The sequence below is a fragment of the Anaeromyxobacter sp. SG17 genome (assembly GCF_022690695.1).
GTDB lineage: Bacteria > Myxococcota > Myxococcia > Myxococcales > Anaeromyxobacteraceae > Anaeromyxobacter > Anaeromyxobacter soli.
In genome coordinates, this window is sequence record NZ_JALCYX010000005.1 from 156,726 (window position 1) to 157,860 (window position 1,135).

At 81.6% G+C, this 1,135-nt stretch carries 1 protein-coding gene; it reads right to left on the reverse strand.

The window, feature by feature from the left end; all coding sequences use genetic code 11:
- Positions 1 to 105: 105 nt before the first annotated feature.
- A complete protein-coding gene (locus MNY60_RS24160) occupies positions 106 to 942 on the reverse strand; it encodes a PfkB family carbohydrate kinase (RefSeq protein ID WP_242356910.1) in 837 nt (278 codons plus the stop codon).
- Positions 943 to 1,135: the final 193 nt, after the last annotated feature.

Here is a 1,135-nt window from a genome sequence, read left to right on the forward strand (position 1 = left end):
GTCCCCGCGGGCCGCTGGGGCGGGGCTTTGCCGCGGGGGGGGGGGGGGGGGGCGCCCGGGGGGGGGGGGGGGCCCCCGCGCCCGATTCCGTCTCGTCGACGTCCCTCAGCGCGGATCCTCGAGCGGGAGCTGCCCCGTCCGCGGATCGAGCCCACCCAGCACCGCCGCGCCGTGGAGCCCCGCGCGCCGGCAGGCCTCCGCGAGCGGCACGCCCGCGGCGAGGAAGAACGTCAGCGCCGCGGCGAAGCTGTCCCCCGCCCCGTACGCGCCCCCGCCCCGCGGCGGCGAGGGCGGCGCCTCGAAGACCTCGAGCCCCTCCTCCGTCTCGATGCGGCCCCCGCGCGCGCCGTCGGTGAGCACGAGCGCCACGGGCGGCACCGCGTGGTCCGCGCGCCGGCTCGCCTCCCGCGGATCGCGGACGCTGCCGACCACCGCGTCCGCGCGCACGCCCGAGGCGGCGAGCGCGGGCCGGCGCCGGGCGGCGACGACGAGCACCCGCGCGGCGCGCGCGGCCCGGAGGGCCGCGGGGTCCTGCGCCGTGAAGTAGGCGGCGTCGAAGCCCGCCAGCGCGCCCCACGGCAGCGGGTCCTCGGCGCGGGGATGCAGGGGCTCGCCCACCACCAGGATGGTGCGCTCGCCGGCCGGATCGACCATGGCGATCGCGCGGGTGTGCGGCTCCGCCCGGCGGACCGCGTGGACGTGCGCGCCGCTCGCCGCGAGCTCGGCCGCGACGGCGTCACCCGCGGCGTCGTCGCCGATCGCCGTGAAGAGGTGCAGCTCCGCGGGGCTCCGCACGAGCTGCCAGAACGCGACCCCGCCTCCGCCCCCCGGGAACCAGCGCGGTCCGTCGAGGTGGACGATGTCGCCCGCCGCCGGGACGGCGGGGACACGGCCGATGGTGACGTGCTCGACGTGCCCGATGACGGCGATCCGGAGGCTCACGCGGGCGGTTGTAGCGCGGAGGGGGCGGCCCGCGCACCGGTCCCTTCCTCAGCGCGGCCCGCGCCGCTTCGCGCCCGGCGCGCTCCGCCGGGGCGGGGCGGCTTCCCGCGCGCGCTCGTAGCGGCGCGGGACCTCCGCGCCGTGGGGCCGCGCCGCGTGCCTCGGCTCCCCCGCGCGCGGGTGGGCCCAGCGG